We start from the raw sequence: 24,650 nt of genomic DNA, 5'->3' as shown, positions 1-24,650 counted from the left end.
GGGTAGGGGGCATGTGGATCGCGAGAAGGCTCGCGCGAGGGACAGGGTGCGACGCGCTTTATTGCGTGTTTTGCACCAAGCCGATGACTGTATCACGGAGCACCTTACACGCAAATTTCAACCGATTTCCGATACAGTCTGTCGTGTCCGTACGTATTTCAGAGGAGAGGTCGTGAATCCTTTGTTGTCTGTGGTGGAACGCAAGCTCCAGGCTTTGCCCGTGACCGTCCAGCTGGTGTTGCCTGACGGCACCGTGATGGGGCCGCCGGATCCCAAGGTGCGCTTCGTGACGCATGACAAGACCGCCCTGGCCCACCTGGCCGAAGGCGCGGTCGGCGTACTGGGCCAGGATTACGTCGAGGGCCGCATCGACATCGAAGGCTCGATGCGGGACGTGATGGCGGCGGCCTCGGCGCTGCTGCCGGGTTCGCCGGTGGACGCGGCGCGCGGCGGCTGGCTGACCGAGCTGGTGCGCAAAGTGATGTCCGTGTGGCGCCACTCGGTGGAGCGCGATGCCCGCCAGATCGAATTCCATTACGACCTGTCCGACGACTTCTACGCGTTGTGGCTGGATCCGCGCCGGGTCTATTCCTGCGCCTATTACCGTGAACCCGGCATGACCCTGGCGCAGGCGCAGGAGGCCAAGCTCGACCATATATGCCGCAAGCTGCGGCTGCGGCCTGGCGAACGCTTTCTCGACGTGGGCGCGGGCTGGGGCGGCCTGCTGCTGTGGGCGGCCGAGCACTACGGCGTCGATGCCACCGGCATCACGCTGTCGCGCAACCAGCACGCGCATGTCACCAAGCTGATCCAGGAAAAGGGGCTGGGTGGCCGCGTGCGCATGGAGCTGCTGGATTACCGCAAGCTCGACGAGGCCACGCCGTTCGACAAGATTGCCTCGGTCGGCATGTTCGAGCACGTCGGCCGGGCCCAGCTGGAGGGCTATTTCGCCAAGCTGCGGCGGCTGCTCAAACCCGGCGGCCTGATCATGAACCATGGCATCACCGCGGCCGGCGTTTACAACGCCGAACTGGGCAGCGGCATGGGCGAATTCATCGAGAAATACATCTTCCCCGGCGGCGAACTGACCCACATCAGCGTGGTCATGGAGGCCATGACCAACGGCGGCCTGGAGGAAGTCGACGTCGAGAATCTGCGGCCGCACTACGCGCGCACGCTGTGGGCCTGGAGCGATGCGCTCGAGGCGCGCCTGCCGGAGGCCGCGCAGATACTCGGCGGCGAACAGGGCGCGCGGTCGCTGCGCGCCTATCGGCTGTACCTGGCCGGCTGCGCCATGGGGTTCGAGCATGGCTGGATTGCCTTGCACCAGGTGCTGGGCCAGCATCCGGCCACCGGGCGGGCAGACGAACTGGACAACCCCCCGGACCTGGCCTACCCCTGGCGACGCGATTACATGTACCGCGACGACGCGGGCGAAGCCCGCTAAAGCGGCGATTTTGGGGCGGCAGTTGTATTTATACGAACAAAATATTAACTAAATGTATCTGTGTTTTCGAGGGGGGATTCCCCTGGGAAAAACGGGAAATCGTCTCCTGGGAATCAGGGTTTGTCCGGACGTTTTACTGTCTGAATGTATCTGTTTTGTTCAGGCCAGGGCTTGGGTCATGCATCAATTTCGGTTAAGATGCTGCCTTCTTCTTTCAGTTTGTTCACTATCTGTGGGTTCTCGAAAACTCCGTTTTTGAGGCTCCTGTCTTGCAAGACCCCGCACCCCGCGGATTTTCTTGTTGCTAGTGTCGGTTTGTATTGGCGGTTCTGCCCGTCTTCCGCACAACCCCCTTAGCTCCATGGCACGGCCGGACCAGCGCCGTCGTGTCCCTGAACCTATGGAGGCAAAAGCCAATGCGTTTCACCCCCGTCAAGACCCTGGCCGCCGCGGCCGTCTTGTTCGCCTTCGCCGGTTCGGCCCAAGCCGCCGATGCGCCGCAATGCGAACTCAAGCGTCCGATCAACTTCGGCGCCATGAACTGGGAATCCAATTTGGTCCTGGTCGATGTCGAGCGTTTCATCATGGAAAAGGGCTACGGTTGCAAGACCGAAACCCTGCCCACCGAGACCCTGCCCGCCCTGGCCGCGCTCGAGCGCGGTGACCTGGACATCAACACCGAGATCTGGCTGAACAGCGTCGCCGACCCCTGGGAACGCGCCGAAAAGACCGGCCGCGTCAAGCGGATCGGCGATCTCTACATGGGCGGCGAGGCCTGGTACATCCCGCGCTACACCGCCGAGCGCCTGCCCGAGCTGAAGTCCGCGGCCGACCTGCCGAAGTTCAAGGACAAGTTCAAGGACCCCGAGGAACCCGGCAAGGGCCGTTTCTACGGCTGCCCGGCCGGCTGGGGTTGCGAAGTCACCAGCACCAACCTGTTCCACGCCCTCAAGCTGGACGACACCTACACGCTGTACTCGCCGGGCACCGGCGCGGCGCAGAAGGCGGCCCTGATGTCGGCCTACAAGCGCAAGCAGAACGTGGTCTTCTACTACTGGTCGCCCACGCCGCTGGTCGGCGCCATGGACCTGGTCAAGCTGGAAATGCCGCCCTACGACGCCGACAAGCACAAGTGCCTGACGTCGCCCAAGTGCGCCAAGCCCGAGGCCAGCGCCTATCCCGACAATCCCGTCTTCACCGCGGTGAACACCAAGTTCTCGCAGGAAGCGCCGGTGCTGACCGAGTTCCTGTCGAAGGTCTCGGTGCCGCTGCCCGTGATGAACGAGACCCTGGCCCATATGGAGGAAACCGGCGACGAGTCCGGCGCCGTGGCCAAGTGGTTCCTGAAGAACAAGCCCGACGTCTGGACCAAGTGGGTCCCCGCCGACGTCGCCGGGCGCGTGCAAAGCGCGCTGTAACCCGCGCCGCCTTTCCGGCGGCGGGCCGTTCCGGCCTGCCGGGACGACCCGCCGGCTTGGACTTTTCCCCCTTGGGATGACCCCAAGGGGAAAAAGCCCTCCGGCAGGCGGACTGCCCGCCAGGCGGGCATGCGCGGGAGGTGTTGCTCCCGCGCCGGACTGTAAGCGTGTTTCGCCCTCGCCGATGACGGTTCCCCGCAAGGGGCGCCGCCCCGGCCAGCGTGCCGGATGCCGTGCTGGCGCACGGCGCGGCGCGTGGCGAACGCGCTGAAATGGAGTCAAAAACATGTTTCCTGAAATCATTCCCGCGCGTCAGGTGCGCGGGGCCATCGACGGGTTCGTCGATCATCTGGTCACCAATTACGCCGACACCCTGGAGACGCTGTCCCAGCCCGTGCTGCACGCCCTGGTGTGGCTGGAGCAGGTGCTGCGCAGCTCGCCCTGGTGGGCCGTGGTCGGCGTGACCATCGTCATCGCCTGGCTGGTCAGCCGCCGCATCGGCCTGAGCCTGGCCATGGGCGCGCTGCTGTGCGTGATCGGCGTGCTCGGCCTGTGGGACGCCGGCATGCAGACGCTGGCGCTGATGATCATGGCGGCCGGGCTGTCGGTGATTATTGGTATTCCGCTGGGCGTGCTGATGGCGCGCGTCAACTGGCTGCGTTCGATCATGCTGCCGGTGCTGGACGTGATGCAGACCATGCCCAGCTTCGTGTACCTGATTCCGGTGGTGATGCTGTTCGGCCTGGGCAAGATCCCGGCCATCATCGCCACCGTGATCTACGCCGTGCCGCCGCTGATCCGCCTGACCGACCTGGGCATCCGCCTGGTCGACCGCGAGGTGCTGGAAGCGTCGCGCGCGTTCGGCGCCAATCCGCGCCAGCAGCTGTTCGGCGTACAGCTGCCGCTGGCGCTGCCCAACATCATGGCCGGCATCAACCAGACCACCATGATGGCGCTGTCGATGGTGGTGATCGCCTCCATGATCGGCGCGCGCGGCCTGGGGTATGAAGTGCTGCTCGGCATCAACCGCCTGGAAGTGGGCCGCGGCCTGCTGGCGGGCCTGGGCATCGTGGTGCTGGCCGTGCTGTTCGACCGGATCACGCAATCGTATGGACAGCGCATGCGCATGGGAGGCCAGCGATGAGCAAGATCGAAGTCAAGAACATCTACAAGATTTTCGGGCCGCATCCGAAGAAGTGGCTGGAAGCCGCGCAGGGTGGCATGAGCAAGGAAGCGCTGCTGGCCGAAAGCGGCCACACGCTGGGCCTGCGCGACATCAGCCTGTCGATCGAAGAGGGCAGCATCTACGTCATCATGGGCCTGTCGGGGTCCGGCAAGTCGACGCTGATCCGCCACTTCAATCGCCTGATCGAGCCCAGCGCCGGCCACATCCTGGTCGACGGCGTCGACGTGGTCAGCCTGAACAAGCGCGACCTGGAAACCTTCCGCCAGAAGAAGATGAGCATGGTGTTCCAGCGCTTCGGCCTGTTCCCGCACCGCACCGTGCTGGACAACGCCGCCTACGGCCTGGCCGTGCAGGGCGTGGGCCGCGCCGAGCGCGAGCAGCGCGCCCGCGAATGGCTGGAGCAGGTCGGCCTGTCGGGGTTCGAGCAGCAGTATCCGCACCAGTTGTCGGGCGGCATGCAGCAGCGCGTCGGCCTGGCGCGCGCGCTGGCGACCGACGCCGAGATTCTGCTGATGGACGAGGCCTTCTCGGCGCTCGATCCGCTGATCCGCCGCGAGATGCAGGACCAGCTGCTGCAGCTGCAATCCAAGCTCAACAAGACCATCGTCTTCATCACCCATGACCTGGACGAGGCGCTGCGCCTGGGCAACCGCATCGCCATCCTGAAGGACGGCGAACTGGTGCAGGAAGGCACGCCGGAAGACATCCTGTTGAACCCGGCCAACGATTACGTGCAGTCGTTCCTGCAGGACGTGAACCGCACCAAGGTGCTGAACGCGACCCATGCCGTGAACCCGGCGCGCCTGACGCTGACCATGCGGTCGCGTCCGGCCCACGCGGTGGATCGCATGCGCGCGTTGAACTACGAGTACGCGCCGGTGCTGGACGGCAAGCGGCTGGCCGGCGTGCTGACGCTGGAAGCGGCCGAGCAGGCGGTTCGCGAGGGCGGACGCGACGTGTCGCGCTTCGTCGAGGACCTGGCCTCGGTGCCGGCCACGGCCGGCCTGGGCGAGGTGCTGGCGCAGCTGGTGCATAGCGACCAGCCGGTGGCGGTGACGGGCGAGAACGATGAGTTCATCGGCATGCTGTCGCGCAAGAAGGTGGTCGAGCTGGTGACGCCGGTGCTGGCCGAGACCGCGCCCGCAACGGAGGCTTCCGACTCCGCGCCGGCCGCCGATGGCGCCGACCCGGCCGAGGCCGAACAGCAAGGCCAGCCGCAGCCCGCGCAACGGGGCGAGGCGGCCTGACGGCGCAAGCCGCGCGGCGGCGGGGCGACCCGTCGCCGCGGCCCGGTTCCCGGGCGGCAGGCTTGCGCCCGGGGCCAGTCCGGATATGATGGCTGGCCGGCAATGATCGCCGGTTCGCCACTATTCGGAATATCGGAACCCGTCATGCCCATCTTGAATGTCCAGATCATGCAGGGCCATTCGGCCGCCCAGAAGACCGCGCTGCTGAAGGCGGCATCGCAGGCGGTGGTCGAGAGCATCGCCGCGCCGCTGTCCAGCGTGCGCATCGTGTTGCAGGAAATCCCCGCCGAACACGTGATCGTGGCCGGCCAGATCGGCAAGCCCATGGCGCGCGTCGACGCGGCCCTGATCGAGGGGCGTGACGAGGCCAAGAAATCGGCGCTGATCGCGGCGCTGAACCAGGCCGTGTGCGCCAGCATCGGCATTTCGGGTGAAGACGTCCGGGTGTTGATCCGCGACGTGCCCAAGACCGACATGGGCGTGGCCAACGGCCTGAGCGCCAAGGCCGCCGGCCGCTGAGACCGGAGCATGGCGACCGGCAAGGAAAAGGGTTCCGTCACCGTCGACGACGTGGCGGCCGAGGCGGGCGTGTCCATCAAGACCGTTTCGCGCGTGTTGAACAACGAGCCCAACACCAGCGAGAAGACCCGCGCCAAAGTGATGGCGGCGATCGCGCTGCTGAAATACCAGCCCAACCCTTCCGCCCGCCGCCTGGCCAGCAAGCGCTCGGACCTGATCATGCTGGTCTACGACAATCCCAGCGACAACTACCTGATCAACATCCAGCAAGGCGCGCTCGACGCCTGCAAGCGCTATTTCTACAGCCTGCTGCTGCACCCCTGCGACTACCGCGCGCCCGACCTGGCCGCGCAGATCGAACAGTCGGCGCGCCAGCACGCCTGTGCCGGCCTGGTGCTGACGCCGCCGTTGTCGGACGTGCGCGCCCTGATCGACGCGCTCGACCGGAGCGACGTGCCGTTCGTGCGGCTGGCGCCCAGTTCGCCCAGCGCCAGGGGGCTGGAGGTCAGCACCGATGACCGCTCGGCGGCGCGCGACATGACGCGCTACCTGCTGGACCTGGGCCACCGCCGCATCGGCTTCGTGGCCGGGCATCCCGACCATGGCGCCGTCGGCGGCCGCTTGCAGGGCTATCGCGACGCGCTGGCCGAGCGCAACCTGGCGTATGACGCGGACCTGGTGGAGCAGGGACTGCACTCCTTCGATTCCGGCGTGCGTTGCGGCGAACGGTTGCTCGATCGCGCCGACCGCCCCAGCGCGATCTTCGCGGCCAACGACGACATGGCGGCCGGCGTGCTGTACGCGGCGCACGCGCGCGGCATCAAGGTGCCGCAGGAGCTGTCGGTGGCGGGCTACGACGACACGCCGCTGTCGCGCCAGACCTGGCCCAAGCTGACCACCCTGCGCCAGCCGATCCGCGACATGGCCTACGCGGCGGTCGAGCAGCTGGCTTCGCGCGAGCCGCAGGCGAGGGTCCGGACCCTGGGGTACGAGATCGTGCTGCGCGATTCGACCCGCGCGCCGGCCTGAACCTCCCCGGCCGCTATCCCAGATGGCGGCGCACGTCGTCGCGCGGGTCGTAGCCGAGACTGGCGCGCCCCTCCGTCACGTCCCAGGCGCTGCCCCGGTTGGCGGACACCCCGTTGACCGTGACGCTGGCGCCGGGCCAGTCGGCCGCGTCCGCCGTCAGCGAGGCGACCAGCAGGCGTTCGAGATCCCCGTTTGATAACCACATGTCGTGGAACCACGCCAGCGCGCGGCGCGCCGGTTCGTCGTGCGCATCCGGTTCGGGCGCCCGCCGGTGGGCCACGCCGGAGTAAGTCATGTCGCGCGGGTCGTTGTCGTCCGGCAGGATCCAGCCGATGCGCGCGATCACGGTGGACAGCCGGCCTTGTGTGACGGCGGCATAGGCGCGGCACAGGCGTTCTCCCATGACCTTCGAGGTGCCGTAGGCCAGCGAATGCACCTCGCGCTCGCCATCGAACCAGCGCGTGCCGGGGGCCGGTTCGGTGCTGGCGGTCAGCTTGCCCGGGCCCATGGCGGCGGCCAGTGGCGGGTCCTTGTAGCCGCCCATGGCGTGGTTGGAGGACGCGAACACCAATCGTCGCGCGCCATGCGTGGCGGCCGTGGTCAGGACGTTGAGTGTCATGTTGTACGAACCCAGCGCTTCTTCCCAGCTGGCGTCGGGGGTGGAGTGCCGGGCCGCCAGGTGCAGCACGGCATCGACGCCCTCGAAATGGCGGGTCCAGGCGGGGGCGGGGCGCTCCAGGTCGGCGGCGACCAGCGTCAGGCGTTCGCGCACTTCCGGACTGAAGACGGTGTCGTCCGCCTGCAGGTCGATGCCGATCAGGTGCTCGCACCAGGGCTGGCGCGCCAGGATGGCGAGCGCCTTGCGGCCGAGCTGGCCGGTGGCGCCGGTGACGACAATGCGGGCGGGGGGCAGGGGAGAGGTCACGGTGAAAGCTTCCGGTTCAAGGCAAGGGGCAAAGGCAGGCGGGCGAGGCCAGGGGATAGGGCTCGCCCTGCGCGTGCGCCAGGCCCGTGGCCGGGTCGATGCGCCACGCGCGGATGAAGTGGTCGTCCTGGGACGCGGCCAGCAGGAACGCGCCGTCGGGAGTGAGCGCGATGTCGCGCGGGGCGCGGCCGCCGACCTCGATGAAACCGACGGGATCGAGCCAGGGAGCGGCGTGGCGCAGGCGGTAGACCGCGATGCTGTCGTGGCCACGGTTGGCGGCATAGAGCAGTTCGCCATTGGGATGCAGGCGGATGGCGGAGGCGGTGTTGGCGCCGCGCCAGTCGCGCGGCAGGGTGCTGGCGCGGGCGCGTTCTCCCGCCGGCTCGTCAAGCGCATACACGGCCACGGTATTCGAGAGTTCCTCGGCCACCGCCGCCAGCGTGCCATCGGCCGTGAGGACCAGGTGGCGCGGCCCGGCGCCGGGCCGCGCGCGCAGTTCCCGCGCCGGCGCGGGGGCCAGGCCATCGGGCCGTACCTGGTGGCGGGCGATGGTGTCCGTGCCCAGGTCGCACAGGTAGACCCAGGCGCCGTCGCCGGTGGCGGCGGCATAGTGCACGTGCGGCCCTTCCTGGCGGTCCGCGCGCGGGCCGGCGCCGCGGCGCGCGATCACCTGCGGCGCGCCCAGCGGCAGGCCGTCGGCGTCCAGCGCGAAGCACAGCAGCTCGCCCGAGCCGTAGTTCGACACGTATAGCTGCCGCGCGGGCAGGTTGACGCTGACGTGGCAGGGCGCGGCGCCGGGCACCGCGACGCGGCCGACGGCGCGCAGCGCGGCGGCGCCGTCCTCGATGGCGAAGATTTCCAGGACCGCGTCCTGTTCCCGCTCGCTGACGCTGTAGAGCCGCCCCGCGGCCGCGCACAGGTATGAGGGGTTGACCGGGCCGGCCAGCACCTGCCGTTCGTGGAACGAGGCGGTCGCGCCGTCGAACGCCAGCAGGTGGATGCCGCGGCCGCGTCCCTGCACGTGAGGCAGGATCTCGGTATAGGTGCCGACGGCCAGCACGCAGCTGCCGGGCGCGTCGAATAGGGGCGGGCTATGCACGTTCGGACCTCGTCGCCACGTCGATCCACACTGCCAGCACCAGCACGGCGCCCTTGACGATCATCTGCCAGGAGGTGTCGACATTCATCTGCTGCATGCCGTTGTCCAGGCTGGCCATGACCAATGCGCCGATCAGCGCGCCGTAGACGGTGCCGGAGCCGCCGCGCATGGAGGTGCCGCCGATGAAGCAGGCGGCGATGGCGTCGAGTTCGCCGCCCACGCCGGCCGACGGCGAACCGGCCGCCGAGCGCGCCGTGGTGACGATGCCGGCGAAGGCGCACATCAGCCCCATCAGCATGAACACCATCAGCTTGACGCGCTTGACGTTGACGCCGGACAGGCGGCTGGCCTCGACGTTGCCGCCGACCGCGTAGACGTGACGGCCGAACACGGTCTGGGTGGTGATCCACGAGAACACGCCCAGCAGCGCCAGCAGGATCAGCACCGGCAGCGGCACGCCGTGGGCCTGGTTCAGCACCAGCACGAAGCCGGCGGCCGCGGCGGCGATGGCGCCGATCTTCAGGCCGTCGATCCAGCGCGGCGTCACCTCCAGCCCCAGCCGGCGATGGCGGCGGCGCCGCGCCAGCGTCAGGCCGCAGGCCAGCGCGATGATCAAGGCGGCGATGGCCCACGACAACGCGGGCGGCACGAAGGCCTGGGCGATGGCGCCCAGATCGTCGGGCACGGGGGCGATGGTGACGCTGTCGGTGCTCAATTGCAGCAGGCCGCGATAGGCCAGCATGCCGCCCAGGCCGACGATGAAGGACGGCACCCGCAGCCGCGTGGTCAGGCAGCCGTTGACCAGCCCGAGCCCCGCGCCGGCCGCCAGCACCACGGCCACCGACAGCCAGGTGTTCCAGCCGAGGTTGACGGTCAGGATGGCGACCAGGCCGCCCAGCAGGCCGAGCAGCGAGCCCACCGAGAGGTCGATCTCGCCGGCGATGATGACCAGCACCATGCCGCAGGCCAGCATGCCGGTGACCGACATCTGCAGCAGCAGGTTGGAAATGCTGTTGGGACGCAGGAAGCTGCCGTGGGTCTGGTGCCAGAAGAACAGCCAGATCAGGCCGAGCGCAAGCAGCATGGCCAGCAGCTTGTGGCGCGCGAACAGTTGCCGCAGCGGCGGATGGCCGCCGCGCGGCCGGGGTTCGGAGGATGAGGAAGCGAGCATCTGGGTCATGGCGTTCAGGCGGCGTGCCGCGACGGTTCGGATTGGAGGGCGGCGGCCAGCACGCGTTCCTGCGTCAGGCCCTGGATCGGGAAGTCGCCCGTGATGCGGCCGGCGTTCATGACCAGCACGCGATCGCTCATGCCGAGGATCTCGGGCAGTTCCGACGACACCATGATGATGGCCACGCCGCGATCGGCCAGATCGAAGATCATCTTGTAGATGTCGTACTTGGCGCCGATGTCCACGCCGCGCGTCGGTTCGTCCAGGATCAGCACCTTGGGGTGCTTCAGCGCCATCTTGGCCAGCACGACTTTCTGCTGGTTGCCGCCGGACAGGCTGGCCACCGGCAGGCCCGGGCTGGCGGTCTTGATGCGCAGGCGGGCGATCTCGCGTTCGACGGTCGCCAGCTCGGAATCGCCGTCCACCCGCGCGGCGCGAGCGTGGTCGGCCAGGCTGGCCAGCGTGATGTTCTCAGCCACGCTCATCAGCGGCACGATGCCGTGGCGCTTGCGATCCTCGGGCACCAGGCACAGGCCGAGCGCGATGGCGTCGGCGGGGGACGCGATGCGCGCCGGCTGGCCCGCCACCCACACCTGGGCGGCGCTGCGGCCGGCGTAGGCGCCGTAGATCGCCGACACGAATTCGGTGCGGCCCGCGCCCACCAGTCCGGCGATGCCGAGGATCTCGCCGGCGCGCACCTGCAGGGAGGCGTCGTCGACGCGCTTGCGCCGCGGGTTGGTCACGTCCCAGCAGGTCACGCCGCGCGCTTCCAGCATGACCGCGCCGGGTTGGCGTTCGGTGCGCGGAAAGCGCGATTCGAGCGCGCGGCCGACCATCAGGCCGATGATGCCGTCTTCGTCCAGCGTGTCCGCCGCGCGGGTGGCGATGTGCTGGCCGTCGCGGATCACCGTGATGGTGTCGCAGACGCGCTTGACCTCGTCGAGCTTGTGCGAGATGTAGATGCAGGCGACGCCGGCGCGCTTGAGGTCGTCGATGATGGACAGCAGCACGTCGATCTCCTTGGCGCTGAGCGAGGAGGTCGGCTCGTCGAAAATCAGCAGCCGGGCCTCTTTGGCGAGCGCCTTGGCGATCTCGAACAGTTGCTGGTGGCCGTTGCCGTAGTTCATGACGGGCGCGGCGACGTTGACGTCGGTGAGCTTCAGGCGCGCCAGCAGCTCGGCGGCGCGCCGGTGCATGGCGGGGTAGTCCATGCGGCCGCCCGGCAGCCGCAGTTCGTTGCCCAGGAAGATGTTCTCGGTGACGCTGAGTTGCTGCACCAGCATCAGTTCCTGGTGCAGGATGACGATGCCGGCGCGTTCGCTGTCGCGGGTCGAGCGGGCGCGCAGTTCGCGGCCCTCCCAAAGTATCCGGCCGCCGTAGCTGCCATGGGGATAGACGCCGGACAACACCTTCATCAGGGTCGATTTGCCGGCGCCGTTCTCGCCGCACAGACCCAGGCATTCGCCGGGCCGCACGCCCAGGCTGATGCCCGAGAGCGCGCGCACGCCCGAGAATTCCTTGACGATGTCACGCATTTCAAACAGCGGCTGTCGCTGGTCCATGACGCGTCTCCCGGCTATTTGCCCGCGATCTGGTCAGCCGTATAGAACCCGTCCTTGACCAGGATGTCCAGATTGTCGCGCGTCACCAGCGTGGGCTTGATCAGCAGGGAATTGACCTCGCCCTTGCCGTTGTCGAGCTTGGCGTTGAAGGCGGGCGTCTTGCCTTGCACCAGGTCGACCGCCATGTGCGCGGCCGCTTCGGCGATGGCCTTGATCGGCTTGTACACCGTCATGGTCTGCGTGCCGGCGGCGACGCGGCGCACACCCGCCAGGTCGGCGTCCTGGCCCGATACCGCCACCTTGCCCGCCAGCTTCTGGCTGGCCAGGGCCTGGATGGCGCCGCCGGCGGTGCCGTCGTTGGAGGCGACGATGGCCTGGATGTCGTTGTTGTTCGCGTTCAGCGCGTTCTCGATGATGCTCTGCGCCTTGGACGGGTCCCATTCGGGCGTCCACTGCTCGCCCACGATGGTGATATCGCCCTTGGCGACCAGCGGCTTGAGCACGTTCATCTGGCCTTCGCGGAACATGCGCGAGTTGTTGTCGGTGGCGGCGCCGCCCAGCAGGTAGTAGCGGCCCTTGGGCACGGCATCGACCATGCCCTGGGCCTGCATTTCGCCGACCTTGACGTTGTCGAACGACACGTAGCCATCCAGCGGCGCGCCCAGGATGAGGCGGTCGTAGGCGATGACCTTGATGCCGTTGCGTTGGGCCTTGGCGATGGCGCTGCCCAGCACCTTGGAATTGAACGGCACGATCACCAGCGCGTCCACGCCCTCGGCGATCAGGTTTTCGACCTGGGCGATCTGGCGCGATTCGCTGGCGTTGGCCGATTGCACGTTGACCTTGGCGCCCAGCGCGGTGGCGGCCTCGACGAAATAATTGCGATCGCGGGTCCAGCGCTCGACCCGCAGGTCGTCGATGGAAAAGCCGATCACCGGAGCCTCCTTGCTGGCATGGGCGGCGTGGGCGGCGAACAGCGCGGCGGGCAACGCCAGCGCGCAGGCCAGCAGGCGGCGCAGGATTGGGGTCATGTCAGTCTCCTTGTGGCGCGATGCGCTCAGAATGTGATGCCGGTCTTCAGGCCTACGATGAAGGCGTCGTGGTTGGCGCTGGTGCCCCCAGGATGCCTGATGTACTGCAGATTGGGGCGCAGGTAAATGGAGGGGATCGGTGACCAGCTGTAATACGCCTCGGCCACGTATTCGTAGCCGTCTCCAACCTTGGTGCTGGTGCCCAGGCGCTGGTCCTGCTGGCGCACGTAGTCGGCGTAGCGGCCATTGTTGTGGGTTGCGCCGACGGCCACGCCGATGACGTCGCGGGCCTGGGCGAACGGCCCCTTGTATTGCAGCCCGAGCGCGATCTGGTGGTCCTGCGCCGCCGTGTCGCGATCGGCCTGCGAGACGTTCAGGAACACCGAAGCGCCGCGGCCGCCGGCGGTGCCGCTGACCTGTTGCTCGAAGTTGATGTAGATCCCGTACTGGCCGTTGCGCTCGCGCGGCGCCAGGCCGGTTTCGCCGCGCGGGGCGTGGTTGACGTCCTGGTACAGGTCCTTGCCGTTCGAGGTGTTGTACCAGGCGCCGAACTTGTACGAACCGGGCAGGCCGTTCCAGGCCGGCAGCCAGCCGACTTCGACCGGGATCAGGGCGCCGGTGGTGCCGTTGGGATTGTCCAGCGACAGGCCGTGGCGGCGCGCGTAGCCGTCGTCGACGTAGTTGGGGTTGACCTGGTAGACGCCGGCCTGCACGTAGGTCCGCTCGGACGTGCTGACCTTCAGGCGGGTGGCCCATTGGCTGGTGGGCCAGTTGACCCAGTAGCTGCCGACCAGGTTGCCGGGCTGCGCGCCGCAGAAGGTCAGGTTCTGGAAGTCGCACGAGAAGCTGGCGAAATCCTCGCCGACGGTGAGCCGGCCGATCTTCCATTGCACCCGGTCGTCCAGGAACGATTGATTGAGCCAGAACTGCGTCATGTGCCAGGTCTGGCCGCGGCCGTAGACCTCCTGGATCAGCATGTTGTTGCCGATGCCGGCGTCGGCGCCCAGGTTGCGGCCGTTGCGGTCGGTGATGGTCATCTGGAAGGTGCCGCCGTGCCAGCCGAGCAGCTTGTCCAGGTCCACGGTGGCGCCGAACACCCATTGGTCGGTGTAGCGGGTCAGCTTGTCCTGGCCGCCGCTGAAATTGTGCGCGGCTTCGCCGGTGTAGCCCAGGTTCAGGGTGACGCCACGTTCGGCCAGGCGGGTGCGCAGGCCGCCCCAGTCGCCGAAGAGGTAGGGGCTGGTCTGCAGGTCGTAGGCCTGGGCCGAGGCCGCGACCGACAGCAGGCTGGCCCCCAGCAGGCAGGACAGCAGGCGCGATGGCCGCGACGAGTGAAATGGGAAGCGCGGAGGCCGGAGGTGCACGCCGGTGCCTGCCGCTGCCGTGAAGCAGGGAGGTGTTGCCATGTCTTTGTCTCCTGACGCCGCCCGTGCCTGAGGCCGTTGCGGCTTGCTTTTTGTGGGCCGGCGGGTACCGGCGAAGCTAGTGTCTGCAAAAATGACAGCGCTGTCAATTATGACTGGGACTAGGGATTGCCCGGGGGCAATCCCATTTTTGCAAGCGCGTTTTTGCCGTCAGGAGAGGTCGATGCCGGACCGCCGCGCCAGGGTGGCGGCTGGGGAAAAGCGGGCGGTGGCGCGCGGCGGCGCGGCTTGCGCGCCCGCGCCTAGTCGAGCTTGACGCCCGCTTCCTTGATCACCGCGCCCCAGCGCTGGATCTCGCTCTGGATGTAGGCGCCGTACGCCTGCGGGGTCGAGCCCAGGGCCTGGGCGCCCTGCGCCTTGAGCTGTTTTTGCATCTCGTCCGATTGCAGGGCGCGGCGGATCTCGGCATTGAGCTTCTGAATCACCGGTTGCGGCGTGCCGGCGGGGACCACCACGCCTTGCCAGGCGCCCATTTCGAAGCCCGGCGCCACGGTCTCCGCCACCGTGGGCACCTCGGGCAATTGCGCGCTGCGTTCGCGGCTGGTGACTGCCAGGGCGCGCAGCTTGCCCTCGCGGATGAAACCCAGCGAGTCGTTCAGCGTGTTGGTCATGAGCTGCACCTGGCCGCCGACCAGATCGGTCATGGCCGGCGCGCTGCCGCGATAGGGCACGTGCACCGCGTCGATGTCCAACGAACGCAACAGCAACAGCGCGCCCAGGTGCGTGACATTGCCGGCGCCGGCCGAACCGTACGACAGCTTGCCCGGATGCTGGCGCGCGTAGTCGACGAAGCCGCGCGCGTCCCGCGCCGGCACCGAGGGATGCACCAGCAGCACCAGCGGGATCACCGCCGTGGACGACACTGGCGCGAAGTCCCTGACCGGGTCGAACGCCAGCGCGCGGTACAGGTTAGGGCTGAGCGCGATCGACGAGGTGTTGTAGAGCACGGTGTAGCCATCGGGCTTGGCGGCGGCCGCATACTGCATGCCGATGTTGCCATTGGCGCCGCCCTTGTTTTCCACCACCACGGTCTGGCCCAACTGGTCGGTCAGTTGCTTGGCCAGCACCCGCGCCACCAGGTCGGTGGGGCCGCCCGGCGGGAAGGGCACCACCATCGTGATGGGGCGTTCGGGCCAGGCGGCCCGGGCGGTGGGGGCGCCGATGAATGTCAGCGCGGCCAGGCCGGCCGCGAGCAATGCGCGTTTCATGGTTTGTCTCCTTGCTTTGGTGGGCGGGACCGAAGCCCCGTGGCGGCAGCGTCCTCTGGATGGGACGCTTGTCCGCCGCGCGCCGCGTCAGTCCGGCCGGCCGGCCAGCATGCGCGTCGCGGTGTAGGCCATTACGGGTTTGCCGTGCTGGTTGAAAACCTCGATGGCGGAGGTGACCACGGCGCGGTTGTGCGCCGAGGTCGGGCGCACGCCGGTGACTTCGATGTCGGCCCAGATGGTGTCGCCGGCCACCACCGGCGCCAGCATTTTCTTGTGCACTTCCAGCAGCGCCAGGCCGGTGCCCTGCACCATGCCCTGCATGATCAGGCCCTCGATCAGGCCGTACGTTAGCGCGCCCGGCGCGGGACGGCCCTGGATCGCGCCATGCGCATAGGTGGCATCGATGAAGATCGTCTCCAGCATGCCGGTGGCGCTGATGAAGTTGACGATGTCGGTTTCGGTGACCGTGCGGCGGAAGGTGCGAAAGCGCTGGCCGACGGCGAGGTCCTGCCAGTAATAGCCCTGGCCGAGCGGGGTGGGGGCGGAGCGGTCTTGGGTCATGCGGAGTCCTTGGTGGAAGCGGGAGGGGCGTCGGCTTGCCGGGCGGCGCCGGTTTGCAGCAACGCGTCGATGGCGGCGCCAGCCAGGCCGGCTTGCGCCAGCACCTCGCGGGTGTGTTCCCCCAGGCGCGGCGGCATCGCGGGCGGCACCTGCGAACGCTGCAGCCGCACGGGGTTGCGCGGGAAGCGATACCGGCTGCCGGCGGCGCTTTGCAGGGGCTGGAAGAAGTCCACGCTGCGCAGGTGCGGATCGGTCTCCAGGTCCTGCAGGCGGTTGACGCGGGCTGCCGGGATCTCCAGCCTTTCGCACAGCGCCAGCCAGTAGGCGGTGTCATGCGCCGCGACGATGCCGGCCTGCAGCTCGTAGAGCGTTTCGATGTGGCGGGTGCGCGCGGCGATGTCGGCAAAGCGCGGGTCCGCGGCCAGGTCGGGGCGGCCGGCGGCCTGGAAAAAGCTGCGCCAATGGGCATCGGTGTATGGCATCAGGCAGACGTGGCCGTCGGCGGTGCGGCAGGGCCGCCGCCACGGCGTCAGCACCCGGGGGTAGCCGGCCTCGCCGGGCGTGTCCGCCAGGTGCCGGCCGTAGTAGTGCTCGACCAGCACGTACGAGGCCATGCTTTCGAACATCGGCACTTCGAGTTGCTGGCCCTGGCCGGTGCGTTCGCGCTGGAACAGCGCGGCCAGGATGGCGTGCGCGGCGATCAGTCCGCAGGTCTTGTCGGCCGCGACCGTTGGCAGGTAGCGCGGCGTCCCGGTCTGGCGGTCGGCCAGGTCGGCAAAGCCCGACAGGCCCTGGATGATGTCGTCGTAGGCCGGCCTGCCGTCGTAGGCGCCGCCGGCGCCGAAGCCATACAGGCCGGCATACACCAGGCGCGGGTTACGGGTGCAGAGCGTTGCGGGATCCAGGCCCAGCGCGGCCATCTTGGCCGGCCGCATGCTGTGCATCAGTACGTCGGCGCCGTCCACCAGCGTCAGCAGCGCCTGGCGCGCGGCGGCCTGTTTCAGGTCCAGCACCACGCTGCGCTTGTTGCGGTTCAGGCCCAGGAAGATGGCGGCCAGGCCGGGTTCCTGGGCCGGGCCGGTGTTGCGGGTGGAGTCGCCGGCGGGCGCCTCGATCTTGACGACGTCGGCGCCGTAGTCGGCCAGGATCTGCGAGGCGTAGGGACCGAACACCACGGACGTCAGGTCCAGCACGCGCAGGCCGCCCAGGGCGGCGGCTTGGGGGAGGGTAGCGGAGCTCATGGCGGGAATCCTATCGGCGCGGTTGATACCCGTCTAATATGGCTTCGGTATTGCTTGATATGGAATCCGTTATGGCTATCGATCTACGGCAACTGCGCCAGTTCGTCACCATCGCCGAACTGGGCAGCTATCGCCGCGCCGCCGACGCGCTGCATATCGCGCAGCCCGCGCTGTCGGTGTCGATCCAGAAACTGGAGCACGCGGTCGGCGTGCCGCTGCTGGCGCGCGGCGCCAAGGGCGTGACGCTGACGCCGGCCGGCGAGGCGCTGATGGCCGACGCCCGCCGCGCGCTGTTCCATACCGAGCAGGCGCGCCAGGCCGCGCGCCGCGTGGCGCTGGGCGAGTGGGGCACGCTGCGGCTGGGTTTCGTCGGCTCGGCCACCTACACGCTGCTGCCGCGCTGCCTGCCGGCCTTCCGCGCGCAGTATCCGGACGTGCAATTGGAGCTGCGCGAGGACAGCACCGTGGGCCTGGCGGCGATGCTGCGCGCCAACGATATCGATGCCGGCCTGGTGCGCGGTCCGCTGGCGGAGGATCCGGCGCTGGATTCCTGGGTGGTCGAGCACGACGACCTGATCCTGGCGGTGCCCGCGGGGCATCCGCTGGCCGGCGCCGCGCCGGTCGAACTGTCCCGCGCCCGCGGCGAGCGTTTCGTGATGTATTCGCCGGCCAAGGTGCCGGGCCTGCACGGCGTGGCGCAGGCGCTGTGCCGCAAGGCCGGCTTTTCGCCGCGCATCAGCCAGGAAGCGATCCAGGTGCAGACGCTGGTCAGCCTGGTGGCCAGCGGCATGGGGCTGGCGCTGGTGCCGGGCGTGACGCGCGCCTACAGCACGCCGCTGGTGGCATTCGTGCCGCTGGCCGATGCCGAGGCGCGCGCCGCGTTGTCGCTGTCGCTGGTGACGCACCGCGATACGTCCTGTGCCTCGGTGCTGCGCCTGCGCGACAGCATGCTGGCGCAAATGGACTGAGCGGCGCCGCCTCAGGCGGTCTCGCGATCGAACAGCGCGGTGCGCAGGTAGGACACCGCGTCGCCGCCGTCGGCCAGCGCATGCGCGCCGATGCGCGCGTGCCAGTGCGATTCCGAGCCGGCCGCCAGCCGCCATTCGCGCAGCCGGCGCGTGTACAGCTGCAGGTCGTATTCCTCGGTGATGCCGATGGCGCCGTGCACCGCATGGGCGATGTCGGCCACGCGCGCCACCGCCAGGCTGGCGCGGGCCTTGCCGAGCGCGGCGAGCAAGGGCCGTGGCAGGCCGTCGCGGCCCTGGAAGGCCAGTTGCGCCGCCATGCGCGCGGCCCAGACCTGTTCGGCCATGACGCTGATCTGTTGCTGCACGGCCTGGAAACGGCCAATCGGCTTGCCGAATTGCTGGCGCTGGTTGGCATGGTCCAGTGTCATGGCCAGCACCCGGTCCATGGCGCCGGCGATCAGGCCGGCGCAGGCGGTGGCCGCCAGTTCGTCCAGGGCCGGCAGGCCGGCGCCGGCGTCGATGCGCTCGCCGTCCTCCAGCGACCAGCGCGCCGGCGCGTCCAGGCTGCCGTGCACGCCGCTGGATTCAATGGTTGCGGCGCGGACCGGCAGCAGCCAGGTCTGTTCGCCGATGCGCGCCAGCACCGCGTCGGCGCCGCGGATCCAGGGCACGTTGGCGCCCGCTGCCTGGCGCCCGGATGCTTGCCAGCCATGCGGCGCCAGCGCGATCGCGCCGGGGGCGGGCGCATGACCGGCGTGTGCCAGCCAGGCGCGCGCCAGCAGCGTATCGACGATGGGGTAGGGGCACAGGTGGCGGCCGGCGGCGGTGGCCAGCGGCAGCGCGTCGGCCAGCGCCAGCCCGGCGCCGCCTCGGGATTCCGGCACCAGCGCGTCGGCGAATCCGGCGTCTTCGCAGGCCTGCCAGGCTTGCGCCGGCGGCTGGCCCTGTTCGGCCTGGCGGATCACGTCGGGCGTGCAGGTCTGCGCGAACAGGCGGTTGGCGGCATCGCCAAGCATCGATTCCATGATGGGTTCCTATCGAAGGCCGAGGCCGCGCGCGATGATGCCGCGCAGGATTTCGCGGGTGCCACCGCGCAGCGAGAAAGTCGGGGCCACCTGTTCCAGGTAGGCCAGGGTGCGCAGCAGCGGCAAGGGGGGCGGGCGCTCGGGCCGGCGGCCCAGCGCGTCGGCGATCAGTCGCGGGATGTCCTGCTCCAGTTCCGTGCCCAGGTCCTTCACCAGGGCCGCCTCGATGGCCGGACTCTGGCCCGCCGCCAGCTTGCCGGCGACCGCCAGCGACAGGGCGCGCAGCACCGCCATCTGCGCCAGGAGGGCGCCCAGCAGGGCCTGGTCGGCGGCGTCCAGCCCGTCGCCGGCGCGGCCGTGCGCCAGCCAGCACTGCAACAGCGAGATGGAGGAATACAGGCGTTCCGGCCCGCTGCGCTCGAACGCCAGTTCGGCGTTGACCTGGGCCCAGCCCGCGCCCTCCTGACCGATGAGCGCGTCCGGCGCCAGCTCGACGTTGTCGAAGAACACTTCGGAGAAATGCGCGTCGCCGGCCAGATCCTTGATCGGCCGGATGGACACGCCCGGCAGCGACAGGTCGACGATGAGCTGCGACAGGCCCTGGTGACGGTCCTCCGGCGTGCCGGAGGTGCGGGCCAGCGCGAGCATGTAGTGCGAGCGGTGCGCATTGGTGGTCCAGACCTTGCTGCCGTTCAGGCGCCAGCCACCCGCCACGGGCTCGGCGCGGGTGCGGATGCTGGCCAGGTCGGAGCCCGAGCCGGGCTCGCTCATGCCGATGCAGAAGAAGGCCTCGGCGCGGCAGATGCGCGGCAGGTAGAAGGCCTTCTGCGCCGGCGTGCCGAGCTTGAGGATCAGCGGCGCGCTCTGGCGGTCGGCGATCCAGTGCGCCGACACCGGTGCGCCCGCACCCAGCAATTCCTCGGACAGCACGAAGCGCGCGAAATGGCCGCGCCCGGCGCCGCCGTATTCGCGCGGCAGCGTCAGGCCGAGCCAGCCGCGTTCGGCCAGCTGGCGGCTGAAACCGGCGTCGTAACCCATCCAGGAGCGGGCGCGTTCATCGGGTTCCAGCCCGTCCAGCGCGTCGGCCAGGAAGGCGCGTACGTCGGCGCGCAGCGCCTCGTCCTGCGGGGGGATGGCGGTCAGTTCCAGCGTTTCGATCATGGCGGGTCCGGTCTGGCGGGCGCCGGGGCGGCGCGCCGCTGGCCACTATCCGCGAGCCGCGCGCGGGCTGTCCAATAGTAAATTCTTGCCTGCCGATAAGGATCCGATATCGGACCGGGAGCGCGCGGCGGCGCGAGTATGATGAAAGGATCACCAGGAGGAAACACATCATGAACGAAGTCATCGTCGCATCCGCCGTCCGCACCGCCATCGGCGATTTCGGCGGCGCGCTGAAGGACGTGCCGCCCTGCGATCTGGGCGCCGCCGTCATCAAGGCCGCGCTGGAACGCGCCGCCGTCAAGGGCGACGAAGTGGGCCATGTCGCCGTCGGCCACGTCATCAACACCGAACCGCGCGACATGTACCTGTCGCGCGTGGCCGCCATGAACGCGGGCATCGCCAAGGAAACCCCCGCCTTCAACGTCAACCGCCTGTGCGGTTCGGGCCTGCAGGCCATCGTGTCGGCGGCGCAGACCATCCTGCTGGGCGATGCCGACATCGCCATCGGCGCGGGCGCCGAGAGCATGAGCCGCGCGCCCTACATCGCGCCGGCGCAGCGCTGGGGCGCGCGCATGGGCGACAGCATCATGCAGGACATGATGACCGGCGCGCTGTCCGATCCGTTCGGCCGCATGCACATGGGCGTGACCGCCGAGAACGTCGCCGCCCAGTTCGGCATCAGCCGTCAGGACCAGGACGCGCTGGCCGCCGAATCGCATCGTCGCGCCGCCAACGCCATCGAGGCCGGCTACTTCCGCGACCAGATCGTGCCGATCGTGCAGAAGACGCGCAAGGGCGAAGTGGTGTTCGACACCGACGAGCACGTGCGTCGCGACGTCACGGCCGACAGCCTGGCCGCGCTCAAGCCGGTGTTCCAGAAGGAAAACGGCACCGTCACCGCCGGCAATGCCTCGGGGCTGAACGACGGCGCCGGCGCGCTGGTGCTGATGAACGCCTCGGTGGCGGCCAAGCGCGGCGTCAAGCCGCTGGCGCGCCTGGTGGCCTACGCGCACGCCGGCGTCGACCCGACCATCATGGGCATCGGCCCGGTGCCGGCCACGCAGGCCGCGCTCAAGCGCGCCGGCCTGACCGTGGACCAGCTGGACGTGATCGAGGCCAACGAGGCCTTCGCCGCGCAGGCGTGCGCCGTGACCCGCGAACTGAAGCTGGACCCGGCCAAGGTCAACCCCAACGGCAGCGGCATCGGCCTGGGCCACCCGATTGGCGCCACCGGCGCCATCATCACGGTCAAGGCGCTGCACGAATTGCAGCGCGTGCAAGGCCGCTACGCGCTGGTGACCATGTGCATCGGCGGCGGCCAGGGCATCGCGGCGATCTTCGAGCGCATCTGAGCGACGCTTCGCCGGTGCGGCGTTGACCGCGCATCGGTATCCCGGGGCGGGCCGCGACGGTCCGCCCGCGCCGGCCCGCATTCCGGTCGCATGGCGGCGTGGCGCCGACGGCTGTGCGCGCCGGGCCTACAATCGCGCCCATGTACAAATCCAAATTCCCCTCCGAACTCGACCAGCCGACCCTGTCGGAATTGGACGGCGTGCGTTATCTGCACTTCAACACCGAATGGGTCCAGGGCGCCATGCGCATCAAGAACCCGGCGGAGCTGGTGCTGGAATACACCAGCCAGATGATGGCCTGGCTGCTGTTCCTGGAACCGCCCAAGGACGAGGCCATCGGCATGTTCGGCCTGGGCGCTGGCTCGCTGGCGCGCTTCTGCGCCAGGCAGACGCGCGCGCCGCTGCTGGCGGTGGAATGGAATCCGCGCGTCACCGCCGCCTGCCACATGTTCTTCCGCCTGCCGGGCGAGAACCGCCTGCGGGTCGAGCACGCCGACGCCGCCGAATGGGCCGCGGATCCGCTCAACGCCGGCCGCTGTCCCGTGCTGATGGTCGACCTGTATGACGCCTCGGCGCAGGGGCCGGTGCGCGACAGCGTCAAGTTCTACCGTGATTGCCGCCGCGTGCTGGGAGAGGTCGGGGTGGTGGCGGTGAACCTGTTCGGCCGTCACGAAAGTTTCGGCAAGAACATCGACAATCTGGCCAAGGCCTTCGACGATCGCATCGTGCTGCTGCCCGAGATCGATGCCGGCAACCAGATCGTGCTGGCGTTTTCCGGTCCGCGCCTGGCGGTCACGCCGGCCGAGCTGCTGGCGCGGGCCGAGGTGGTCGAATCCCAGTATGGCCTGCCGGCGCGCCGCTGGGCGCGTGCGCTGACCCGTCACGCGGTTGACGGCGTTCTGCATTTTTAGGTACGGGTTAGGGCAAGTCCTTACAACATCGGACTGGTCCGCTTCCACAGACCGGAGATATGATGGCCTTATTCATAATTATGAATTACGGCGCCGTCAGGCCGTCTGCCCATGACCTCACCCATCGTCCGGCAAGCCCTGTACCTGGAAGTCGCGGATCGCCTGCGCGGCATGATCCACGCGCGCGCGCTGCGCAACGGCGAGTGGATCGACGAACTGCGCCTGGCGGGCGAACTGGGCATCTCGCGCACGCCGCTGCGCGAGGCGTTGAAGGTGCTGGCCACCGAGGGCCTGGTGCGGCTGGAGCCGCGCCGCGGCTGCTTCGTCAATGAATTGTCGGCGCAGGACCTGGAAGACATCTTTCCGTTGATGGCCATGCTGGAAGGCCGCTGCGCCCATGAAGCCGCGTGCAAGGCGTCGGACGCGCAGTTGGCGGCGCTGGCGCCGTTGCACGAGGCGCTGGCCGGCCATGCCGCCGCCGGCCGCATCGACGCCTATTACCAGACCAATTACCTGATCCACGAGGCGGTGCAGGCGCTGGCCGGCAACCAGTGGCTGGTCGACATGGTGGGCAATCTGCGCAAGGTGCTGAGCCTGTCGCGCCACCGCAGCCTGGCCTGGCCCGGCCGCATCCAGGAGTCCTGTGCCGAGCACCTGGCCATCTTCGAGGCCCTCCGGGCCCGCGAGCCCGAACGCGCCGAGGCGCTGGCGCGTCATCACCTGATGCGCCAGCTCGAGGTGCTGCGCGCATTGGCCGCCGCCGACGACGCGCCACCGCTTTCCGATCTTCCCGCAGCCGAGGAAACCGCCCATGAACGCACCCGCCAATCTCGCGCCCGCGCGCGGCGCACGCACGCCTGACGCCGAACCGGTCGACACGGACGCCGCCGAGGCCGGCGAAAGCCTGATCACCCGCCTGGGCCGGTTGTGGGAACGTGGCCGCCTGCCCAGTGAATCCGAAGTGCGGCGGCTGTTCGAGGCGCGCCTGACCGACGTGGCCGCCAACAAGCTGGCGCGGCGCTGGTGCGAGCGCTATAGCGCCGCCGACGGCAAGGACCGGCGCCTGATGCTGGCCGCCCTGGCGCAGGTGCGCGGCACCTTCGCGGGCGATGCCGCCGAGGGCGCACGCCTGTTCAAGCGCTTCAACGCGCAACCGATGGGCCTGCGCTTCCTGGTCGAGCTGCGCGCCGACATGCTGCGCTGGCGCAAGCAGGTCGCCGGCATCCAGGCGCTGGACAAGGATCTCGAAGGCCTGCTGTCGGCCTGGTTCGACGTCGGCCTGCTGGAACTGCGGCCGCTGACCTGGGACTCGCCCGCCTCGCTGCTGGAAAAACTGATCATCTACGAGGCCGTGCACGAGATCCAGTCGTGGGACGACCTGCGCCACCGCGTGGCGCCGGATCGCCGCTGCTACGCCTATTTCCATCCGCAGTTGCCCGACGTGCCGCTGATCTTCGTCGAGGTGGCCTTTGCCGGCAGCATGGCCGACAACGTGCAGGCGCTGCTGGACAGCGCCGCGCCACGGCAGGACCTGGACAAGGCGCGCTGGGCGATTTTCTATTCCATATCCAACACCCAGCCGGGCCTGAAGGGCATCAGTTTCGGCAATTTCCTGCTCAAGCGCGTGGTCGAGCAATTGCTGGAGGAACTGCCCAAGCTCAAGTCGTTCGCCACCCTGTCGCCGATTCCCGGCTTCGCCGACTGGCTCGGCAAGCTCGACGCCGACGCGGTCGAGGCGGTCCTGCGCGAGGACAAGTCGCGCGCCCAGGCGCGCCAGCGCGCCGGCGTGCCCGACGGCCGGCGCTGGGTGGCGCGGCTGACGCGCGCGGCACAGGGCAGGAAGACGTCCGACGTGGTCAAGCGCGCCGCGTTCCGCCTGGCCGCGCACTACCTGCAGGCGATGAAGAACGGCTTGCCGCTGGACGCGGTGGCTCGCTTCCACCTGGGCAACGGCGCGCGCATCGAGCGCCTGAACTGGGCGGCGGACACGTCGGCCAAGGGACTCAAGCAGTCCTGCGGCCTGATGGTCAATTACCTGTACGACCTGGATGAACTGGACGGCAACCTGGCGCGCCTGCATGAAGGCAAGCCGCAAGTGAGCCGCGGCGTGGGACGCGCGGCCTGAGCGGCGGCGCGTCGTCACACAAAAAAAAAACGATAACCAG

At 69.0% G+C, this 24,650-nt stretch carries 22 protein-coding genes; 11 read left to right on the top strand and 11 right to left on the bottom strand.

The window, feature by feature from the left end; all coding sequences use genetic code 11:
• Nucleotides 1-172: 172 nt before the first annotated feature.
• The 6 genes from ABFG95_RS07430 (at nucleotide 173) to ABFG95_RS07405 (ending at nucleotide 6,846) form a co-directional block, all read left to right on the top strand.
• Nucleotides 173-1,447, top strand: a complete 1,275-nt coding sequence (locus tag ABFG95_RS07430) for a class I SAM-dependent methyltransferase (RefSeq protein WP_141702415.1) — start codon at nucleotides 173-175, stop codon at nucleotides 1,445-1,447.
• 416 nt (nucleotides 1,448-1,863) lie between these two features.
• Nucleotides 1,864-2,865 (top strand): ABC transporter substrate-binding protein, encoded by a 1,002-nt coding sequence (locus ABFG95_RS07425; protein ID WP_049072697.1) that lies wholly within the window; start codon nucleotides 1,864-1,866, stop codon nucleotides 2,863-2,865.
• A gap of 286 nt (nucleotides 2,866-3,151) precedes the next feature.
• Nucleotides 3,152-4,009 (top strand): proline/glycine betaine ABC transporter permease, encoded by an 858-nt coding sequence (locus ABFG95_RS07420; protein ID WP_049072699.1) that lies wholly within the window; start codon nucleotides 3,152-3,154, stop codon nucleotides 4,007-4,009.
• Nucleotides 4,006-5,298 carry a glycine betaine/L-proline ABC transporter ATP-binding protein gene (locus tag ABFG95_RS07415; RefSeq protein ID WP_336724249.1) on the top strand — a complete coding sequence of 431 codons (1,293 nt, stop codon included), beginning with the start codon at nucleotides 4,006-4,008 and terminating at the stop codon, nucleotides 5,296-5,298. Before ABFG95_RS07420 ends, ABFG95_RS07415 begins: the two co-directional genes overlap by 4 nt.
• A gap of 144 nt (nucleotides 5,299-5,442) precedes the next feature.
• The gene (locus tag ABFG95_RS07410) at nucleotides 5,443-5,817 is read left to right on the top strand and encodes a tautomerase family protein (protein WP_049072702.1); all 375 of its coding nucleotides are present in this window, start codon (nucleotides 5,443-5,445) and stop codon (nucleotides 5,815-5,817) included.
• Between the two features lie 9 nt (nucleotides 5,818-5,826).
• The gene (locus ABFG95_RS07405; RefSeq protein ID WP_059272183.1) at nucleotides 5,827-6,846 is read left to right on the top strand and encodes a LacI family DNA-binding transcriptional regulator; all 1,020 of its coding nucleotides are present in this window, start codon (nucleotides 5,827-5,829) and stop codon (nucleotides 6,844-6,846) included.
• Nucleotides 6,847-6,859: 13 nt separating this feature from the next.
• Here ABFG95_RS07405 and ABFG95_RS07400 read toward each other — a convergent pair whose 3' ends face one another.
• The 9 genes from ABFG95_RS07400 to ABFG95_RS07360 form a co-directional block, all read right to left on the bottom strand.
• Nucleotides 6,860-7,771 carry an NAD(P)-dependent oxidoreductase gene (locus tag ABFG95_RS07400; protein WP_348995698.1) on the bottom strand — a complete coding sequence of 304 codons (912 nt, stop codon included), beginning with the start codon at nucleotides 7,769-7,771 and terminating at the stop codon, nucleotides 6,860-6,862.
• A gap of 16 nt (nucleotides 7,772-7,787) precedes the next feature.
• Entirely contained in the window at nucleotides 7,788-8,870 is a 1,083-nt protein-coding gene (locus ABFG95_RS07395) for a lactonase family protein (RefSeq protein WP_175146280.1), read from the bottom strand.
• On the bottom strand, nucleotides 8,863-10,041 hold the full coding sequence (locus tag ABFG95_RS07390) for a sugar ABC transporter permease (RefSeq protein WP_278991740.1): 1,179 nt from the start codon (nucleotides 10,039-10,041) through the stop codon (nucleotides 8,863-8,865). Before ABFG95_RS07390 ends, ABFG95_RS07395 begins: the two co-directional genes overlap by 8 nt.
• Before the next feature lie 14 nt (nucleotides 10,042-10,055).
• On the bottom strand, nucleotides 10,056-11,603 hold the full coding sequence (locus tag ABFG95_RS07385; RefSeq protein WP_068950416.1) for a xylose ABC transporter ATP-binding protein: 1,548 nt from the start codon (nucleotides 11,601-11,603) through the stop codon (nucleotides 10,056-10,058).
• Between the two features lie 14 nt (nucleotides 11,604-11,617).
• On the bottom strand, nucleotides 11,618-12,634 hold the full coding sequence (xylF, locus tag ABFG95_RS07380) for a D-xylose ABC transporter substrate-binding protein (RefSeq protein WP_049072708.1): 1,017 nt from the start codon (nucleotides 12,632-12,634) through the stop codon (nucleotides 11,618-11,620).
• Nucleotides 12,635-12,660: 26 nt separating this feature from the next.
• Entirely contained in the window at nucleotides 12,661-14,040 is a 1,380-nt protein-coding gene (locus ABFG95_RS07375; RefSeq protein WP_348995697.1) for a carbohydrate porin, read from the bottom strand.
• Nucleotides 14,041-14,300: 260 nt separating this feature from the next.
• Complete coding sequence (locus ABFG95_RS07370; protein WP_054416368.1) at nucleotides 14,301-15,266, bottom strand: tripartite tricarboxylate transporter substrate binding protein; 966 nt, start codon at nucleotides 15,264-15,266, stop codon at nucleotides 14,301-14,303.
• A gap of 87 nt (nucleotides 15,267-15,353) precedes the next feature.
• Nucleotides 15,354-15,827 (bottom strand): MaoC family dehydratase, encoded by a 474-nt coding sequence (locus tag ABFG95_RS07365; protein ID WP_054416369.1) that lies wholly within the window; start codon nucleotides 15,825-15,827, stop codon nucleotides 15,354-15,356.
• Nucleotides 15,824-17,068: a CoA transferase gene (locus ABFG95_RS07360; RefSeq protein WP_348995695.1), complete on the bottom strand. Its 1,245-nt coding sequence runs from the start codon at nucleotides 17,066-17,068 to the stop codon at nucleotides 15,824-15,826. The genes ABFG95_RS07365 and ABFG95_RS07360 overlap by 4 nt, the downstream gene beginning before the upstream one ends.
• Nucleotides 17,069-17,139: 71 nt before the next feature.
• Between ABFG95_RS07360 and ABFG95_RS07355 the strand changes: the two genes are divergently transcribed.
• Nucleotides 17,140-18,036, top strand: coding sequence for a LysR family transcriptional regulator (locus tag ABFG95_RS07355; RefSeq protein ID WP_235432755.1), 897 nt, complete (start codon nucleotides 17,140-17,142; stop codon nucleotides 18,034-18,036).
• Between the two features lie 11 nt (nucleotides 18,037-18,047).
• Here the strand turns inward: ABFG95_RS07355 and ABFG95_RS07350 are convergent, their stop codons facing one another.
• Nucleotides 18,048-19,061 (bottom strand): acyl-CoA dehydrogenase family protein, encoded by a 1,014-nt coding sequence (locus ABFG95_RS07350; RefSeq protein WP_175146274.1) that lies wholly within the window; start codon nucleotides 19,059-19,061, stop codon nucleotides 18,048-18,050.
• 9 nt (nucleotides 19,062-19,070) lie between these two features.
• Nucleotides 19,071-20,222, bottom strand: a complete 1,152-nt coding sequence (locus ABFG95_RS07345) for an acyl-CoA dehydrogenase family protein (protein WP_348995694.1) — start codon at nucleotides 20,220-20,222, stop codon at nucleotides 19,071-19,073.
• 170 nt (nucleotides 20,223-20,392) lie between these two features.
• On the opposite strand from ABFG95_RS07345, the gene bktB reads away from it, so the two are divergent.
• From bktB to ABFG95_RS07325, 4 genes are all read left to right on the top strand, one after another.
• The gene (gene bktB / locus ABFG95_RS07340) at nucleotides 20,393-21,574 is read left to right on the top strand and encodes a beta-ketothiolase BktB (protein ID WP_049072717.1); all 1,182 of its coding nucleotides are present in this window, start codon (nucleotides 20,393-20,395) and stop codon (nucleotides 21,572-21,574) included.
• A gap of 140 nt (nucleotides 21,575-21,714) precedes the next feature.
• Nucleotides 21,715-22,485: a spermidine synthase gene (locus tag ABFG95_RS07335; RefSeq protein WP_049072718.1), complete on the top strand. Its 771-nt coding sequence runs from the start codon at nucleotides 21,715-21,717 to the stop codon at nucleotides 22,483-22,485.
• A 111-nt stretch (nucleotides 22,486-22,596) separates the two neighbouring features.
• Nucleotides 22,597-23,346 carry a GntR family transcriptional regulator gene (locus tag ABFG95_RS07330; protein ID WP_054416374.1) on the top strand — a complete coding sequence of 250 codons (750 nt, stop codon included), beginning with the start codon at nucleotides 22,597-22,599 and terminating at the stop codon, nucleotides 23,344-23,346.
• On the top strand, nucleotides 23,297-24,610 hold the full coding sequence (locus tag ABFG95_RS07325) for a malonyl-CoA decarboxylase family protein (protein WP_049072720.1): 1,314 nt from the start codon (nucleotides 23,297-23,299) through the stop codon (nucleotides 24,608-24,610). Before ABFG95_RS07330 ends, ABFG95_RS07325 begins: the two co-directional genes overlap by 50 nt.
• Nucleotides 24,611-24,650: the final 40 nt, after the last annotated feature.

It is taken from the genome of Achromobacter sp. HNDS-1 (assembly GCF_040084795.1).
GTDB classification, from domain to species: Bacteria; Pseudomonadota; Gammaproteobacteria; order Burkholderiales; family Burkholderiaceae_B; genus Achromobacter; species Achromobacter ruhlandii.
Note: the sequence above shows the minus strand (reverse complement) of the source record. Positions and strands in the feature narration are given on the sequence as shown.

What these genes read in the sequence shown, in the direction of transcription:
- ABFG95_RS07385 (WP_068950416.1), bottom strand. Translation starts at nt 11,603, where the DNA reads ATGGACCAGCGACAGCCGCTGTTTGAAATGCGTGACATCGTCAAGGAA.
- ABFG95_RS07410 (WP_049072702.1), top strand. Translation starts at nt 5,443, where the DNA reads ATGCCCATCTTGAATGTCCAGATCATGCAGGGCCATTCGGCCGCCCAG.
- ABFG95_RS07420 (WP_049072699.1), top strand. Translation starts at nt 3,152, where the DNA reads ATGTTTCCTGAAATCATTCCCGCGCGTCAGGTGCGCGGGGCCATCGAC.
- ABFG95_RS07345 (WP_348995694.1), bottom strand. Translation starts at nt 20,222, where the DNA reads ATGATCGAAACGCTGGAACTGACCGCCATCCCCCCGCAGGACGAGGCG.
- ABFG95_RS07375 (WP_348995697.1), bottom strand. Translation starts at nt 14,040, where the DNA reads ATGGCAACACCTCCCTGCTTCACGGCAGCGGCAGGCACCGGCGTGCAC.
- ABFG95_RS07325 (WP_049072720.1), top strand. Translation starts at nt 23,297, where the DNA reads ATGAACGCACCCGCCAATCTCGCGCCCGCGCGCGGCGCACGCACGCCT.
- ABFG95_RS07425 (WP_049072697.1), top strand. Translation starts at nt 1,864, where the DNA reads ATGCGTTTCACCCCCGTCAAGACCCTGGCCGCCGCGGCCGTCTTGTTC.
- ABFG95_RS07330 (WP_054416374.1), top strand. Translation starts at nt 22,597, where the DNA reads ATGACCTCACCCATCGTCCGGCAAGCCCTGTACCTGGAAGTCGCGGAT.
- xylF (WP_049072708.1), bottom strand. Translation starts at nt 12,634, where the DNA reads ATGACCCCAATCCTGCGCCGCCTGCTGGCCTGCGCGCTGGCGTTGCCC.
- ABFG95_RS07370 (WP_054416368.1), bottom strand. Translation starts at nt 15,266, where the DNA reads ATGAAACGCGCATTGCTCGCGGCCGGCCTGGCCGCGCTGACATTCATC.
- ABFG95_RS07365 (WP_054416369.1), bottom strand. Translation starts at nt 15,827, where the DNA reads ATGACCCAAGACCGCTCCGCCCCCACCCCGCTCGGCCAGGGCTATTAC.
- ABFG95_RS07360 (WP_348995695.1), bottom strand. Translation starts at nt 17,068, where the DNA reads ATGAGCTCCGCTACCCTCCCCCAAGCCGCCGCCCTGGGCGGCCTGCGC.
- ABFG95_RS07405 (WP_059272183.1), top strand. Translation starts at nt 5,827, where the DNA reads ATGGCGACCGGCAAGGAAAAGGGTTCCGTCACCGTCGACGACGTGGCG.
- ABFG95_RS07355 (WP_235432755.1), top strand. Translation starts at nt 17,140, where the DNA reads ATGGCTATCGATCTACGGCAACTGCGCCAGTTCGTCACCATCGCCGAA.
- ABFG95_RS07335 (WP_049072718.1), top strand. Translation starts at nt 21,715, where the DNA reads ATGTACAAATCCAAATTCCCCTCCGAACTCGACCAGCCGACCCTGTCG.
- ABFG95_RS07415 (WP_336724249.1), top strand. Translation starts at nt 4,006, where the DNA reads ATGAGCAAGATCGAAGTCAAGAACATCTACAAGATTTTCGGGCCGCAT.
- bktB (WP_049072717.1), top strand. Translation starts at nt 20,393, where the DNA reads ATGAACGAAGTCATCGTCGCATCCGCCGTCCGCACCGCCATCGGCGAT.
- ABFG95_RS07390 (WP_278991740.1), bottom strand. Translation starts at nt 10,041, where the DNA reads ATGCTCGCTTCCTCATCCTCCGAACCCCGGCCGCGCGGCGGCCATCCG.
- ABFG95_RS07350 (WP_175146274.1), bottom strand. Translation starts at nt 19,061, where the DNA reads ATGGAATCGATGCTTGGCGATGCCGCCAACCGCCTGTTCGCGCAGACC.